Origin of the sequence: Rhodothermus bifroesti (assembly GCF_017908595.1) — a bacterium.
In the GTDB taxonomy this organism is placed as follows: domain Bacteria; phylum Bacteroidota; class Rhodothermia; order Rhodothermales; family Rhodothermaceae; genus Rhodothermus; species Rhodothermus bifroesti.
The window spans coordinates 193,076-208,580 of the sequence record NZ_JAGKTL010000001.1 but is presented as its reverse complement, the minus strand read 5'-3'; the positions used below and the strand labels follow the sequence as shown (position 1 = coordinate 208,580).

The 15,505-nt window shown below is 55.2% G+C and carries 9 protein-coding genes; 6 read left to right on the top strand and 3 right to left on the bottom strand.

Annotation, left to right across the window (positions count from 1 at the left end):
- Positions 1–124: 124 nt before the first annotated feature.
- Positions 125–1,033: a Clp1/GlmU family protein gene (locus J8E65_RS00770; protein ID WP_210373492.1), complete on the top strand. Its 909-nt coding sequence runs from the start codon at positions 125–127 to the stop codon at positions 1,031–1,033.
- Here J8E65_RS00770 and J8E65_RS00765 read toward each other — a convergent pair.
- The gene (locus J8E65_RS00765; RefSeq protein WP_210373489.1) at positions 995–1,597 is read right to left on the bottom strand and encodes a molybdenum cofactor guanylyltransferase; all 603 of its coding nucleotides are present in this window, start codon (positions 1,595–1,597) and stop codon (positions 995–997) included. The two genes, J8E65_RS00770 and J8E65_RS00765, sit on opposite strands and share 39 nt — an antisense overlap.
- Positions 1,581–1,946 (bottom strand): DUF7009 family protein, encoded by a 366-nt coding sequence (locus J8E65_RS00760; RefSeq protein ID WP_210373488.1) that lies wholly within the window; start codon positions 1,944–1,946, stop codon positions 1,581–1,583. Before J8E65_RS00760 ends, J8E65_RS00765 begins: the two co-directional genes overlap by 17 nt.
- Before the next feature lie 199 nt (positions 1,947–2,145).
- On the opposite strand from J8E65_RS00760, the gene J8E65_RS00755 reads away from it, so the two are divergent.
- The 5 genes from J8E65_RS00755 (at position 2,146) to J8E65_RS12645 (ending at position 11,675) form a co-directional block, all read left to right on the top strand.
- On the top strand, positions 2,146–5,160 hold the full coding sequence (locus J8E65_RS00755) for a TonB-dependent receptor (protein WP_210373486.1): 3,015 nt from the start codon (positions 2,146–2,148) through the stop codon (positions 5,158–5,160).
- Positions 5,161–5,181: 21 nt separating this feature from the next.
- The gene (locus J8E65_RS00750) at positions 5,182–6,900 is read left to right on the top strand and encodes a T9SS type A sorting domain-containing protein (protein ID WP_210373484.1); all 1,719 of its coding nucleotides are present in this window, start codon (positions 5,182–5,184) and stop codon (positions 6,898–6,900) included.
- 101 nt (positions 6,901–7,001) lie between these two features.
- Positions 7,002–8,171, top strand: coding sequence for a glycoside hydrolase family 88/105 protein (locus tag J8E65_RS00745; protein ID WP_210373482.1), 1,170 nt, complete (start codon positions 7,002–7,004; stop codon positions 8,169–8,171).
- A gap of 14 nt (positions 8,172–8,185) precedes the next feature.
- Positions 8,186–10,423: a pectinesterase family protein gene (locus J8E65_RS00740; protein WP_210373480.1), complete on the top strand. Its 2,238-nt coding sequence runs from the start codon at positions 8,186–8,188 to the stop codon at positions 10,421–10,423.
- 4 nt (positions 10,424–10,427) lie between these two features.
- Positions 10,428–11,675 carry a dienelactone hydrolase family protein gene (locus J8E65_RS12645; protein ID WP_341481730.1) on the top strand — a complete coding sequence of 416 codons (1,248 nt, stop codon included), beginning with the start codon at positions 10,428–10,430 and terminating at the stop codon, positions 11,673–11,675.
- A 44-nt stretch (positions 11,676–11,719) separates the two neighbouring features.
- Here J8E65_RS12645 and J8E65_RS00730 read toward each other — a convergent pair whose 3' ends face one another.
- Positions 11,720–15,370, bottom strand: a complete 3,651-nt coding sequence (locus J8E65_RS00730) for a two-component regulator propeller domain-containing protein (protein ID WP_210373476.1) — start codon at positions 15,368–15,370, stop codon at positions 11,720–11,722.
- Positions 15,371–15,505: the final 135 nt, after the last annotated feature.

The window sequence follows — 15,505 nt, the reverse complement described above, 5'->3', positions numbered from 1 at the left end:
TCTTAAAGAGAGCGCTACGCTGGGCCCTGCCTCGAACCTCGAGGCAGGGCTTTTTTATGTTCTAAGGGCGAGGTAGGTGGCCGCTGTTTATTTTAAGGGGGATTTTTCTTTAAACCTGTTCTGTATGCAAGCTTTGGCGCTTCAGGTTCCTTCAGCATGGGAAGCGTTGCTTGGGCAGTTGCGCGAAGGGTCTCCATGGCGCATGCTCATGGTGGCAGGTCCTGTGAATGCAGGTAAAACCACCCTGGCCACCTGGTTAGCCCAGCAGCTCAGTGACCGCTATCGTACGTTTTTTCTGGATGCTGATCCTGGACAGTCGCTCATTGGTCCGCCGACCACGTTGGCCTTAAGCTCTTTGCCCCTCGATCCGGATCGCTGGCTACGACTTCGGTTTGTCGGGCATATTTCGCCTGAGGGGCATTTGCTTCAGATGCTCAGTGGTCTATGCCGGTTGGTAGAAGCTGCACGCTGGTACCGAGCCGAACGGCTTGTGGTGGATCTGCCTGGGCATATTCCTGGCGAGATTGGTCGGGAGTTGTTGTTCCAAATCCTGGATGTGCTTCGGCCCGATTATGTCGTGGCGCTTGAGCGGGAAGAGGAGCTCAAGCCGGTATGGCAATGTTTCCGGAAAAGCCGGCGGCCACAGATGGTGCGGATGGCTGTGGCTCAAGCTGTTCAGGAGCGGGACCGTCTTGTGCGGAGTGGTTATCGGCGTGAGCGATTCCAGCGATACTTTGCGGCAGCTCGCCTATGCAGGCTATCGGTTGCAGCACGAGGGTTGCACGGGATGGTGCCCTCGTGGGCGAATCCAGAGGCGTGGCGCCATCGCGTAGTGGCGCTATGCGATGCGCAAGGTTTTTCCCGTGTGCTAGGTATTGTGGTGCGTTTTGATCCCCAGCTTCAAATGCTCTATCTTTGGGCGCCGCCGTTTCGTGCCCGCGAGATTACCACGGTGCAGTTTGGACGTTTTCGATTGGATCCGGCCGAAGTAGGGCTAATGGGCCAGCGGCCAGTTACGCCCGAAGGCAGCTAAATCAGCGGGAGTATTGATGTTATGTAAGGCAAAAGGAGCCAAAGGCACCGTCATTACATGCAGCCGCTCAAGTAAGGCGTGTAGGGCAAGGCATCCGGCAGCCAGATGGGCTTCGGCAATAGGTTGTACGGAGGGTACGTGATAGAGAGCGCAGAGCGGGTGGCGTTGGCCGTCGGGCGTTATGGGGACGACAGCGTTAGCCTGAGCGGTCCGGGCTTTGAGCAGACAGCTCAACGTTTCAGGGGTTAGGCCAGGCAGGTCGCAGGCCACAGCCAGCAGCCAGGAGGTTGTGGCCGCGCGAAGGCCAGCGACAAGGCCAGCTAAAGGTCCAGCGTGCGGAAGGGGATCGGGCAGGCGGGGTATGGCTTCAGGAAGCAAGTCGAGGTAGGCGTCACCGTCGGCGCGTATGCTGAGCAGCACATGAGGTGTAACCGCTTGCACGACACAATAGACGTGTTGCAGCATCGTTTGGCTGCCTACGCGTGCCCGCGCCTTATCACGTCCAAAGCGGCGGCTTTGCCCGCCGGCCAAAAGTAGGGCGGTTAGGTCATTCGGCTTTGGCATTAGCGGCATTGGGTGCGGAGGGATGCGGCTGATGTTGGCAGCCTAGGTCTTTTTCGATCAGCAACTTCAGCGTGCGGTTAGGCCCGGCCTGTTGGATTGCCTCGATGCCGAGCTGGTCACTACAGAGCCAGCGCTGGGCTTCTTCGGGGGGAAGATGCACCGTGAGCTGGCTGCCGTCCAGATGCGCAACGGGCACAGCTGTCTGGGCGTCGATGCGCAGCGTGCAGGAAAAGACCGTTTGGGCATCAAAAGGGGTGATTAGCTCTACGCGTCCGGTGTGCTGCAGGGTTTGCAGGTCATCGGCCTCCAGGCGCAGGCGCAGGGAGCGGTCGGTCAGGCGCAGTTTCATGGCTTAGTTTTTTTATTAAGGTAAACGCGTGCAAGCGACAGGTTCGGGGCTGTTAACAAAAGATTTTTGTGAAATCCGTGTTAAGCAGCCTGGGAGACGCGGTAAGGGCTTGCAGCGGACAGGTAGGCACATCTACTTTTGGCAAACGATAAAGTAACCGTTAACTTTTGCTTTTGTTTAAAGAGGTCTTGGGTTGCTTATGCGGGTAAATCGAATGGTTTGGTTCTGGAGCTGTTTGTTGCTTTTGGGAGCGCTACCGGCTTGGGCGCAGGGGACCATCTATGGTGTAGTGACTGACTCGTTAACAGGTGACGTGTTACCCGGTGCAAACGTCTATTTGGTAGGTACGGGAAAGGGGAGCGCAACCGACATTGAAGGGCGTTATCGCATTACGAATATTCCTCCGGGTACCTATACGCTGCGCGTCTCGTACTTAAGCTATCAGACCAAAAACCTATCTGTGCACATTCAAGGAGCCGAGACGATCTTATTGGACATTGCCTTAGTGCCAGAAGCCATTGGCGGGCAAGAAGTGATTATTGTAGGGCAGGCTTTGGGTCAAATTGCCGCGATCAACCAGCAGCTTAATGCCCATACGATTGTCAATGTAGTTTCGGAAGAAAGAATTCAAGAGCTTCCTGATGCGAATGCTGCAGAAGCTTTAGGGCGGCTGCCTGGGGTTGCTCTTCAGCGTTCTGGAGGTGAGGCTAACAAGATTGTCTTGCGGGGGTTGAGTGATCGGTTTGCTACGATTACGGTCGATGGGGTTCGGTTGGCGGCTACGGATGCAGATGCGCGAGGGGTTGACCTTAGCACGATTGCTCAAGGTTCGCTTGCCGGTATCGAGTTGTATAAAGCCCTGACGCCAGACAAGGATGCGGATGCCATTGCAGGTAGCGTCAACCTGGTCACCAAGAAGGCTCCGGAGCAGCGCCTGATACGTTTGGATACGCGAGGGGCTTACAATGAGCTGAATCAGGCTTGGGGGCAGTACGATCTGAGTGCCCGTTATGGAGAACGCTTCTGGAAGCAGCGCTTAGGTGTGCAGTTCATTGGTGGGTTGGAGCGGCGTGATCGCAGTCGAGAGTACTACGATTTGGCGTATGACATGAGTCTGGCTAGTGGGACAGACTATGAGATCTCAGATATTGAGCTGAACTTTAGAAATGAGATTCGAACGCGGCAAGGTTTAAGTGTTTTGTTGGATCTGGATACCCCGAATGGGGGGACCATTCGCTTGAATAACGTTTACAATGCTACGCGACGCAGTTTTGTTGACTATTATCGGAATTACCCCACCGAAGGCTCGGAGATATTCTATGGCGCGCGGGATCGTGATCAGCGCATTTACACGCTGACCAGTGCTCTGCGCGGAGAGCAGTATTTTGGCCGGTGGCAGATGAACTGGGGGGCCTCCTACGCCCGTTCGCAATCGCATTATCCGTTTGATTTTGACATCCGCTTTACTGAGCCTTCGGCTACCGATGCGGAAGGGAATCCGATTGCTGGGATGGGCCGCATTCCACCGGAAGAACTCAAAGGTCCCCCAGAGCGGATTATTGCTTATGCACTAAATAATTTTGAACGAGCCTATTTCTACACGGCTTTTTACCGAGGAGAAGAAAGCCGCGAAACCGAAACCTCCCTTTACCTTGATATCGCTCGGGATTACGCGCTTGGTGGTGGGCTAGCTGGCCAATTCAAGATAGGCGCAAAGTACCGGCAAAAAAGCCGTTTCCGTGAGCGTCACGAACTACTGGCGCCCTATTACAACGAGGCCTTTCCGCAGTATGTGAAAACAGCAGAGGGGCAGGTAGTGCCGAAAAACTTTTCAGGGACGCCTTTTGAAACGCTTCAGATGGCTGGCGATCGACTCCTGGTAACGAATTTCTTAGGACTTCATCCGGAAGATCGCGCCCTGTTCGATCGTTTTCGTTTGTATCCACTGCTCGATCGCGATCGGCTACGGCAATGGTGGACGCTTAACCGAAATGGTTTTTCGGATGCAGCGGGCACAAACCCTGAATTTGAGCGCAATTTGGAGGCCGAGGCGCTGTTTTACGATCTCACCGAACGTGTATCGGCCGCCTATGTGATGCATACGCTGAACTTAGGTCGTCGGGTGACGCTCATTGGGGGCGTGCGGGTGGAGCGAGAGCATAACGACTATGCCACGCGCTACACCCCAAAGGACCTTTCGGGTTTTCCTGTGCCGCAAGGTGTAATGCGGGACACAACAGGCAGATTTGACGAAACCGTATGGCTTCCTAACGTGCACCTTACGCTACGGCCCACAGGCTTTCTTACTGTGCGTTTGGCAGCCTATAAAGCGCTGGCACGTCCAGATTATAACCAACGTCTCCCCAATTTTGTAGCGCGCAAGGCCGGCACGTTTTATCCGGGCAATTCACTGATTGTGGGTAATCCAAGTCTTCGGGCAGCTCAGGCTTGGAATTATGAGGTGAACGTTGCGCTTTACGACAGTCGCTTTGGGCTGTTTTCTGTATCGGCCTTTTACAAGGATATCCGGCAGATGTATCACCTTATCGATGGGGTCTTTTTTGATCCATCTGGGGCCGACTCGCTTTTCAGAACATTGGGGATTAACGTAACCAATCCCTTCCAGAATCAAGGATTAGCGCTTACCTACCCTTACAATTCCACCAAACCCACGCGTGTTTGGGGCTTAGAAATCGAGCATCAGGCGAACTTCCTGTTTTTGCCTGGCTTGCTGCGCCACCTGGTGCTTAACTATAACCTTTCATTCATTCGCTCAGAGACCTACATCCCAGGCACAGAAACCGAGACCTATTACGTTCACCGGCCCCCTTTACCGCCTATTCCTCGCTTGCGCTATGTGTTTGTCGAGCGTAAGCACAAACTAGAACGGCAGCCGGAGCTCTTGGCTAATGTGGCGATAGGTTACGACTATCGAGGTTTTTCAGCGCGCCTTTCGATGTTTCATCAAGGGGCATTTAATACGCGTTTCTCGCCAGATGGCCGTGACGATCGCATGGTTAAGGGTTTTACGCGTTGGGACCTGGCACTGCGGCAGCAATTGCGCTCCAATTTGTTTCTCCTGCTTAACGTAAATAACCTGACCAATGTCGAGGAAGGCAGCATCGTACTGAATCGCGTGCAGGATTGGCAGCTGCCTAACGACCGGGAAATCTACGGTACCACGATAGATCTAGGATTACGTCTGCTTTTGTAACCCTAAACCTGAGAGGATGCTATGCACACCGCTACCCGAATGCTGATCCTGCTGGGCGTGCTATTTTTATGGTGCACCCAGACTGCAAAGGCGCAAGCGCTTATTATCGAACCCTTTGAGGTCTCAGGGCAATACTTAAATGAGGTTATTGCTAACGATACGCCCCGGGATCCTAACCGGGTTTACGTGCTTCGGCGGAATGGAATCTACTTGATCAATGCCCCTATCATTGTGCGCGGGTTTGACCTACGCCTCATGACAGAAGCTGGGGAAGGGGAAAAGGCGATCATCTTTCCTGTGGTTAACCAAAGCACAGGACAATTCCCAGATCCCAGCATTCGGATGGAAGGGAATGTGTGGTTGAAGGACGTCGTGCTCGTGGGATATGCAGATGTGTTTCCGGAAGAAGTGGCCAACATTAGCAGTACCATTGTACGCACTACAGCTCCAGGCTACGACCTGATCATCGATGGTGTAATCATGTCTAATACGCGCGGGCAACACATCCGCACAGAGGCAGCTGTTCGGGTCATGCGCATTACAAATACGATCTTTGCCAATATGGGAGACCTGGGGCGTTCAAATTTTGGTGCCGGTAAAGCCATCGACCTGCGTGACACCTCGGTCGATACGCTGTTTATCCAGAACTGCACTTTTGTAAACTTTTTAGATCGCATCATCCGCCATCGGTCCAGCACCGCCCCAATTAACAACCTTATCTTTGACCATAACACTATCCTCAATGGCACGTCCTATCACGGCACATTAGCTTTAGGATGGGTAGGTAAAAGCGTCCGCATTACAAATAATCTCTTCTTCGATTCTTTTGTGCTCGGGGCCGATACCAGTGATGCCAGCCGGCAAGCCGAATTTGACGAACATGGCGAGCTCTACCCAAACGGTAAACCGCGCATGATCTGGATTTTCTCGGTGCCTAACGATACCACCCGTTGGGTTGTGGCGAACAACTACTGGGCGGTGTCTGATTCGGTAAAAGCGTTCTATGCCAAGTATGGCGATGGCCGGGGCGATGACGGCAACCCAGACAACGGCACCGATGGCGACAACGACATCATTGGCCCTGGGGCACCGTTGTCCTATCACATCAATCGGCGGCTAGGGGCCGACTCTGCCAGCGCCTTTGTGGAGTTAAGCGAATTGACCGTGGCTAGTCGACCTTCTATTAGCAAAATGCTCCGCCTGGCCGAGTGGTATCGCACGCAAACTGGCCGTACAAAAGCCACCACAGCGTTTGTGCGCGATCAACATGACTTCGACCGGCAACCGATCACGTACTTCATGCGGCAGTTTGATGCCTCCTATCCCACTACTTCCCCGGCTTATACTGGAGCGGCTGGTGGTTTCCCAGTTGGCGATCTGAATTGGTTTCCAGAGAAAAAGGCGCAGTGGGAACTGACGGCTATTGAGCGTCAGTCCAGCCACCTGCCAGCGCTGGCATTCCAGCTTCACCAGAATTATCCGAACCCGTTTACGCGGGAAACGCGCATTACCTACACGCTGCCCGAGCCGGCTACGGTTACGCTGCGCGTGTTCAACCTCCTGGGGCAGGAGGTGGCTCGCCTGGCCGACGGTGTCCGGCAGGTGGCTGGGGTCTACACGGCTACCTGGGATGGTACCGACCTGGTGGGCCGAAAGGTGACCCCAGGTGTCTACTTCTACCGCCTGGAGGCCGGTAGCACGGTGCTAACGCGCAAAATGCTGCTCCTCCCCTCTAACTGAGGTTGCATGGGAGGGGACAGGACGGACGCCCCAGGCGCGTTGTGGGCTCCTGGGGCGTCTCTTGGTGCCGGGATCAACGTCTCATGAATCAAAGCAAAACGATGGGCTGGTACGGACGAATCTGGGGGATTGGGCTGGGTTGTTTGCTGGGGCTTGCGGCTTGGGCGCAGGTGCCGGAAGTGCGGCCCTGGTCGGTTCGCATGGCTGAATCGGTAATGCGGCAGCGGCCCGTGCTTTCTGAGCGCTGGCACTACGAAGTTGGCGTGATGCTGCGCGCTTTTGAAGAGCTTTGGAAACGTACGGGCGAGCCGCGCTACATGGAGTTTATTCGCACAAACCTCGATCGCTTCATCACGCCTGAAGGCGCTATCCGGACCTACGAAAAAGAGGAGTACAACCTGGATCAGATCAATACGGGCAAGCTCCTTTTTTTGCTCTACGAGCAAACGGGAGCAGAGCGCTACCGTCGGGCTATCGATACGTTGCGCGACCAGCTCCGGCACCACCCTCGTACCAGCGAAGGGGGCTTCTGGCATAAAAAAATCTACCCTTACCAACTCTGGCTCGATGGGGTCTACATGATGGGACCGTTTCTGGTACGCTATGGCGTGACATTTAACGATCCCAAAGCAATCGATGAGACGACCCACGAGATTTTGTTGGTAGCCCGCTACTTGCGTGATCCGCGCACCGGTCTGTACTATCATGGTTGGGACGAAAAGCGCCAGCAGGTCTGGGCCGATTCGATTACAGGGCTCTCAGCCAACTTTTGGGGTCGCGGTATGGGTTGGTATGCTATGGCCTTGGTTGACGTGTTAGATTTTCTTCCGCTTGCGCATCCCGACCGCCCGGCCCTTCTACGCGTGCTTAGCGATTTGGCGGCGGCGATTTCCCGTGTCCAAGACCCAGTCACTGGTCTTTGGTACCAGGTCTTGGATCGGCCAAGCCACCCCGGCAATTACCTGGAAGCCTCAGCTTCCAGTATGTTTGTCTACACCTTGGCTAAAGGCGTGCGTAAAGGATATTTGGCGCCAGCGTATCTTGAAGTAGCGCGTCGCGGCTATCGGGGGCTTATCCAACACCTGGTCACCGTTGATCCCGATGGTACCGTGCATCTGAATCAGATTTGCCAGGTAGCTGGTCTAGGTGGACCGCAACAGCGTGACGGTTCGGTCGCCTACTACCTAAGTGAACCGATTGTCCGCGATGACCCCAAAGGGGTGGGACCGTTCATTCTGGCCAGCTTAGAAATAGAAGCCCTAGGTGAGTAAATCGTGCTTGAGCCATGCGTGGGTGCAAGCTGCTTTGTGTCGGGCTATTGTTGCTCAGTGGTGCCGCTGAAGTCCCAGCGTACGTACACGTGCGCGTGACCAATCCATCGGACTTTGCACGTCCTGATGAGCTCGTAGAGCTTTCCTGGGCAGCATTGCAGGAGCGTTTGTCGACACTTACTCCCGAACGGGTACGCGTGCGGGATGTCGCCAGCGGTCAGCTTGCCCCGCATCAAGTGATGGATGAAGATGGCGATGGACGGCCCGACGCGTTGCTTTTTTTGGTACAACTCTGGCCCCGTGAAACGCGCGGCTATCGGATTGAAGCTGCTGCACCGGAGACAACGTTCGCTGCCCGGGCGTTTGCTTTTCATGAACCGCGGCGGGATGATGTGGCTTGGGAAAGTGACCGCGTAGCCTTTCGTACTTATGGCCAAGGGCTGTGGCGGCTGGAGTCGCTGGTTTCAAGCGGCATTGATGTTTGGCTGAAGCGCGTGCGCGACCTGGTGATCACGCGCTGGTATGCAAAGGGACAAGAGGCCTACCACATCGACACGGGTGAAGGGGCCGACTTTTTCTCAGTGGGTCCAACCTTGGGGACAGGCGGGACGGCCATCTGGCACCAGGACCGCCTCTATCCGGCCCGTAACTTCAAGGCCTACCGCATTGTAGCGCAGGGACCGCTTCGGGCTATAGTAGAACTGTACTACGAGCCCTGGCAGATAAGCGGCGTAGAGGTCTCCGAAACGCGGCGCATCACCATCGATGCAGGACAGTACTTATTTCGCCAGGAAGTAACGTTTCACGCAGCTACCAAGCAGCCGTTAACCTACGCGATCGGACTGGTTAAGCGGGAAGGTGTGACGGGCGCTTGGAAGCAGCGCAGCGACTGGACCTGGCTAAGCGTTTGGGGGCCAGTGAGTCGTCAAAACGGCGGCCACGGGGACTTGGGCACGGCCATTCTGATGCCCGGAGAACACCTGCTAGGGGTACGCGAAACTGAAAACCATTACTTGCTTTTAGGGCACATCCATCCCGGACAGCCTGTTACGCACTACGTTGGGGCAGGCTGGACAGCTGCAGGTGAATTTCAGCGTGTTGAAGACTGGTGGGCGTATTTGGACCGTTTTGTGCAGCGCCTACGGGAGCCACTTCGGGTGAGCATTATGGAAGCAGCGACAGGAGCCCTACGGTCTCCTGCAGAATCCTATACCTATGCTGCCGTAGTCGACCCTGCTTATGAAGGGTCTGAAGGATTGCAAATAAACGGTGTGCGACACTATCGAACGATTGGAAGCGCTCTGGCCGATGTGCCCCCCGATAATGCAGCACCCTACGTAATCTTTGTGCGCCGCGGCCGTTACTACGAAAAGCTCTCCATTGATCGGCCGTTTGTCTACTTGATCGGTGAAGAGCGAGCAGCGACCATTTTAAGCTACGGTGATGTAGCCGGCGGTCTTTGCAGGGATACGCCCCAATGGCAGGTGCTGCAAGCGCATTGGCGCGCTGAAAATCGCTCGGCGCAGCCCCGTGAGGCCGGGCGCTGCGGCACGCGGGGGAGTTTTACGCTTCGGATTGCCGCGCCTAATGTGCGCATTGCGCACCTAACGATCGAAAACGCTTTCGATTATCCTGCGCGTCACGTTGCGCTCCAAGACCCACAGGCTGTGGCCGTACTGGTAGATCGTGAAGCCGATCGCACGGTTTTTTACGACTGCGTTATTCGTGGCTACCAGGATACGCTGTTTGTAGACGGAGGACGCAGCTACTTTCGCGATTGCATTATTCTAGGGCACGTCGATTTTATCTTTGGCGGCGGCATAGCGGTATTTGAACAATGCGATCTGATCTCGCGTGACCGAGGGCAGTCTAACAATGGCTACATTACAGCACCCAGTACGCCCCGAAGCCAACCTTACGGATTCGTGTTTTACCGGTGCCGATTGCTTAAAGAATCGCCAAAGATGAATGCGGCTTCGGTATGGCTCGGACGCCCCTGGCATCCTTCAAACCAGCTTGGCCTGGTAAGTAGCAGTGCTGTTTTCTTGCACTGTTATATGGAAGATCACGTCCGGGCAGAAGGTTGGACGGAGATGCGCGGGATAGATCCGGCTAGAGAGCGACTGTTCGAATATGGGAGCACCGGACCAGGTGCCTATCCAGACCGTCCGCAACTCTCGGCCCAAGAGGCTGTGTTCTACGCGCCAGAACATGTACTGGCAGGGTGGATGCCTTGGCAAGAACTGTCTTAAAGCCGTGCCTTTAGATCGCAGAGCGTTCCTGGAGCTTTTACTGGGGGCAGCTGCGCTCGGCAGCAAAAGTAGCGTACGCCCCGAGGAATGCCTAACAGCGCTGACAAATGATGAAGAAGCCGGATCTGTGCTTGGCGCTTATGGCCGTTGGGCTGCTTGTTTGGCTGAGGATCCCCCAAGGTTGTCCCTTCGGCGCCTAGCGCCAGTAGACCTAAGGGCATGGCAGGTGCAGGCGCGTGCTCGGGTGCAGGCCTTGCTGGCTGCACCGGAAATCGGGCTAGATCGCTCCCTTAAGGTACAGGCGCGCCTTGTCTATAGGGATGTGGTGGTTGAAGACTTGGTTTGGCAACTTCCTTTTGGGCCACCTACGCGGGCTTATCTACTACGCCCAGTAAACGCCTCCCGGCCTTTGCCCGGCGTGCTGGCTTTTCATGATCATGGTGGGGATAAGTTTTTCGGCCGGGAGAAGATTGTCGATCCAGGTGCACGTCATCCATTAATGGTAGCCCACCAGGAAAAACACTATGAGGGACAGGCTTGGGCCAATGAACTAGCCCGACGGGGCTATGTGGTGCTCGTACCCGACGTGTTTCCGTTTGGCAGCCGGCGCATTCGGCTTGAAGCAGTGCCAGAGCGCGTGCGTCGCGGCCTGCCCCCTGAAGACCCTAAGACAGAGGTCGAAATTCGTGCCTATAATGAATGGGCAGCTTGGCATGAGCATATGGTTGCCCGTTCGCTGCTGGCTGCGGGTACGACCTGGCCGGGTGTGCTGCTTGCGGAGCTTCGCTACGCTTTGGATGTGCTGTGTAGTTTGCCTGAGGTGGACCCCGAGCGCATCGGGTGTGGAGGATTTTCCGGTGGCGGTTGGCAAACGGTCCTGCTAGCTGGAATGGACAATCGCATCCGCTGCGCTGTGGTCAGCTGCATGATGACCACATGGCGCGATTTGGTGGTGAACCGGAGTTACACGCATACCTGGATGCTTTACGTTCCTCTTTTAGCACACGAGCTGGACTATCCAGAGCTCTTAGGATTGCGCGTGCCAGCCCCAACGCTTGTGCAATGCGGCACGCAAGATCCGCTCTTTACCCTTGCAGAAATGCAGCGTGCTGTTGATCAATTGCAGGAAGTGTACCGCTGCGTATCTGCCGAAGCGCAGCTGCAGTGCAGCTTTTACGATAGCGGCCACTGTTTTGGCCGGGCGATGCAAACGGAGGCCTTTAGCTGGTTTGATCAGTGGCTAAAGGCTTAAGAGCCTTACGCAAGCGTACGGAGTCCAAAGTGTCTAGGTAGGTCTCAGGCGCTTGTTTCTGCAGAAACCGCGCTGTCGAAGCGGAAGCGAGCTACTAGGCGGCGGAGATTTTCCATGCGCTGGGCAAGTTGCTGCATGGCGGAAGCGATAGACGTATTGCCTGCTGCCGCCTGCTGGGTGATCTGGGCGATGGTTTCCACGTTTTCGCTAATGTGCTGGATGGTTGCAGACTGCTCTTCGCTTGCTGTGGCAATTTGTGCAATGTAATCTTGTACCTGTTTGGAGCGGGCAATGATGTCTTCCAAGAGCATACCTACCTGGTCTACCAGGCGCCTGCCCGCGTCCACTTCGCGGTTGACCTGATGCATAGAGGTTACAGCCCGGGAAGTGTCGCGGCGAATCTGGGCCGTCATCTGCTCGATTTCTTTCGTTGCGGCAGCGGTTCGTTCAGCCAGCTTACGTACCTCATCAGCTACCACCGCAAAACCACGGCCTTGATCGCCGGCCCGAGCGGCTTCGATGGCTGCATTGAGCGCCAACAGGTTTGTTTGGTCTGCAATTTCGTCGATAATGCGCGCCATCGCATTGATTTTCTGCGTGTTTTCGTCCAAGGCACGAATGGTTTCTGAAGATTGGGCAACGGCCTGTGCGACTTCGGTCATGCGTTGGACGGCGTCCTTTGCGACTTGACCGCCATGTTCGGCCTGGGCAGAAGATTGTTCGGCTAGTGCTGCAGCCTGGCTAAGGCTGCGCGTGGTTTCTGCAGTGGTGCGCACCATCTCTTCGATCGCGCTAGCCACTTCGGCCGTCTGATAGGTAAGTTGCTGCACGCCTGCGGCTAGTTCGTCTGAGTTATGCGAAATTTCCCGGCTGGTGTCGGCCGTAGCCTGGACGACCGAAGTGACTTCACGCAGGATGGCTTCGATGTTTGCTACTGCCTGGTTAAATCCAGTAAACAGGCGACCAATGGCATCCTCCTGAGTGGCGCTAAGCGATACGGTAAGGTCACCCCGTGAGAAGCGTTCCATTGCTGAGAGCATTTCCAGCACGCTATGCTCCAGGTATTGCTGCTGGGCTTCGAGCTGGGCTTTGGCTTGGCGATCGTGTTCGGCAGCCTCTTCGAGTGCGCGCCGTTTTTCCTGTTCAGCTTCGGCAGCATGCCGCATCTCAGCTTCAAGCCGCTGGTTCATGGCGGCCAGTTCGGCATTGACGGATTCTAGGTACTTATGGCGTTGCCTGGTGCGTTGGACCACGGCTGCAACAGAGGCGATAAGCGCTGAAACGACAAAAGCGCGAAACCACCACGTCTCCCAAAAAGGCGGCGTGATGATAAGCTCCAGTTTGGCTGGTTGCGTGCTCCAGAGACCATCGTTATTCGTACCGCGAACAAGCAGCACGTAGCGACCTGGATCCAGATTGCTGTAGGTAGCCGTTCGCTGTGGCCCCACCTCGTTCCAGTCCAGGTCGAAACCTTCGAGCTTGTAGGCATAACGATTTTTCGAAGGCGCCGTAAAGTCCAGTGCAGCAAACTCAAAAGTCACGACGTTTTGCCAGTAAGCAAGCTTCAGCGTGCGTGTTACGCTAATGTGTTGCTGCAGCGGACTATCTTTGGTGCCAATGCGTACGGGTTGGTTAAACAGCCGGAAGTCGGTCAACACGATCAAAGGCGGTGTGGTGTTCTGCACAAAGCGTTCGGGATAAATCACGTTGAATCCGTTAAAGCCCCCAAAGTAAAGAGCCCCATCTCGCGAGACGTAATCTGAAAAGCGGTTGAACTCGTTGCCCTGCAAACCATCTGCTTTGGTATAAAGCACGCAGCTTTTTTCCTGAGGATCGAAGCGACATAAGCCGCTGTTGGTCGCCACCCATAGGCGTCCTGCGTGGTCGCGTGCCAAACCAACGATGATATTGCTCGGAAGGCCATCTTCGCGATAGTAGCGGGCCGTGGCGCCTGTACGGCGGTCGATGTGGTTGAGACCGTGTTGCGTCCCTACCCAGAGCGTGTACGCATCAGGCGCAAGGATAGCAAGCACCGAATTGCTGCTGAGGCTGTTGGCATTGTTGGGGTCGTGTTGATAGGTGGTAAACGTTTCCGTAAGTGGATCAAAAATGCTTACGCCGGCATTTTGTGTGGCTAGTACAAGGCGCCCTTCCGGATCGCGCAGCATGCGGAGAATCTGATTGCTGCTTAGGCCACTGTTTTCTGGAGTGTATACGTGGGACTTTCGGGTGTTGAGATCGATGCGCACCAGCCCACCCAGAAAGTTCGCCACCCAAAGCCGGTTCTGTTCATCCACAAGGGCATCAAACACGTGGGGTGTAAGAAGCAGATTGGTTTCGTCGAAATGCTCGGTAAAGCGCTCCCGTGCGCGATCGAAACGGGCAATGCCCCCACCCCAGCCGCCAACCCAGAGATTGCCTTCGGCATCCTCTGTCATAGCAAAAATCGCATCGGTGCGGAGGTTCGTATTGGCCATACTGTAGCCATAGAAGCGACCTGTTTGGCGGTCGAATCGATGAAAGCCCCCGCCATCCGTAGCTACCCAAAGGTTTCCCTTTCGGTCTTCGTAAAAACGGCTTATGGCATTAGCATTCAGGCTGTAGGGATCGCCGGGAATGCTGCGGTAGTGTTCGATGGCATTGCTGTTTGGCTTAAGCACGTTGAGCCCGCCAGCAAACGTGCCAACCCACAGGTTACCAGTCCGATCTTGAAAGAGCGCCCAGATCGATTCGTTGTTTAAGCTACTAGGATCAGTACGACTGCGTCGGTTGTGATAAAATGTTTCGGTTTTGTAGTCGAAAAGATCTAGCCCCCCGTTTTCTGTGCCAACCCAGAGTTGGCCTTTGCGATCGACATAAAGCACGCGTACGCGATCGATGGCCAAGCTTCGAGGATTGCGAGGGTCATGGCGAAAGCGATCAAAGCCGCGGCCAATCGCCTGCAGATTCAACCTCCCCAGCCCACCGCCATCGGTTGCCACCCAGAGGTAGCCGTAAGGATCTTCGACCAAATCCATAAGCACATTGTGCGGCAGGCTGCGTGCATCGCGAGGATCATGGCGGAAGTGTTCAAACGTGCCACTGGCAGCGTCGAAGCGGTCTAGTCCACCAGCGGTAGCCACCCAAAGATTACCTTTACGGTCTTCTAGTAAAGCCCGCACGTCGTTGTGGCTCAGGCTAGATGCTTGGGCGGGATCGTTACGGTAAAGGGTAAAAACCCCGCGTTTAGGATCATAACGATATAGGCCATTGGTGCTGGCCATCCAAAGCATACCCCTACGGTCTTCTACGATATCTTGGACGGCTCCACCTTGAAAGCCAGTGCGACTGCTTACGGTGTAGTTATAAAAAGCGTCTTGCTCAGGAATGTAGCGGCTTAGGCCAGCATCGGTACCAACCCAAAGCGTACCCCGACGGTCAACATACAGGCAACGAATGTAGCTGCTGCTCAGGCTCGAGCTGTCGCGCGGATCGTGCTCGTAAAGCGTGAAGCGGTAGCCATCGTAGCGGTTTAAACCCCCAGCCGTACCAATCCACAAAAAGCCCAACGAGTCCTGCACTATAGCAGTCACCCATGAGCGGGAAAGCCCTTCATCGCTGGTCAGATGGGTGAACCGAAGCCGTGTCGGTTGTGCTTGGAGCGTAGCAATCCCTAGCAGTAGGGCTACGGTCCAGGTCCAGTGCTTATATGCCATGTTGCGCTACACCTGCTAGATACGCTTTGGCTTCAAATATCGACCCTTTCTACGGGTTGTTAAATTTTGATAGCATTTTTGAATCGATTCATTTTGGGAATGAACTAGCTGCGTGAAATGCATGCCCAAAGCAGC

Excerpts from the sequence above, each read along its gene's own strand:
- J8E65_RS00770 (WP_210373492.1), top strand. The coding sequence starts at position 125 with ATGCAAGCTTTGGCGCTTCAGGTTCCTTCAGCATGGGAAGCGTTGCTT.
- J8E65_RS00765 (WP_210373489.1), bottom strand. The coding sequence starts at position 1,597 with ATGCCAAAGCCGAATGACCTAACCGCCCTACTTTTGGCCGGCGGGCAA.
- J8E65_RS00760 (WP_210373488.1), bottom strand. The coding sequence starts at position 1,946 with ATGAAACTGCGCCTGACCGACCGCTCCCTGCGCCTGCGCCTGGAGGCC.
- J8E65_RS00755 (WP_210373486.1), top strand. The coding sequence starts at position 2,146 with ATGCGGGTAAATCGAATGGTTTGGTTCTGGAGCTGTTTGTTGCTTTTG.
- J8E65_RS00750 (WP_210373484.1), top strand. The coding sequence starts at position 5,182 with ATGCACACCGCTACCCGAATGCTGATCCTGCTGGGCGTGCTATTTTTA.
- J8E65_RS00745 (WP_210373482.1), top strand. The coding sequence starts at position 7,002 with ATGGGCTGGTACGGACGAATCTGGGGGATTGGGCTGGGTTGTTTGCTG.
- J8E65_RS00740 (WP_210373480.1), top strand. The coding sequence starts at position 8,186 with ATGCGTGGGTGCAAGCTGCTTTGTGTCGGGCTATTGTTGCTCAGTGGT.
- J8E65_RS00730 (WP_210373476.1), bottom strand. The coding sequence starts at position 15,370 with ATGGCATATAAGCACTGGACCTGGACCGTAGCCCTACTGCTAGGGATT.